Genomic DNA, 271 nt, shown 5'->3' on the forward strand with positions numbered 1-271 from the left:
TGGTGTCGGCCCAGGCGACGTTCTCGATCCAGATAACGTCCGCACCCCATTCTGCGAACATTTGCCCGGCGAACGGCCCGGCGATTTCGATACCGGAGAAGACAACGCGCAATCCGGCCAACGGCCCGAATTTCGGCATGGGTAGATGATCCATTATTAGCTCCTGAAAAATTTATGTAGCGCATGACTGCCGGATGCGGCGTAAACGCCTTATCCGGCCTACATTCGTGCTCCCGTAGGCCTGATAAGACGCGTCAGCGTCGCATCAGGC

Annotated in this window: 1 protein-coding gene; it reads right to left on the bottom strand. The window is 57.2% G+C overall.

Annotated elements, in window-relative coordinates:
- The coding region (locus R2R70_RS20360) for a CoA transferase (RefSeq protein WP_410978955.1) at nucleotides 1–154 on the bottom strand (154 nt) is incomplete at its 3' end.
- Between the last annotated feature and the right edge of the window lie 117 nt (nucleotides 155–271).

The organism is Cobetia sp. SIMBA_158 (assembly GCF_046566945.1).
GTDB lineage: Bacteria > Pseudomonadota > Gammaproteobacteria > Pseudomonadales > Halomonadaceae > Cobetia > Cobetia amphilecti.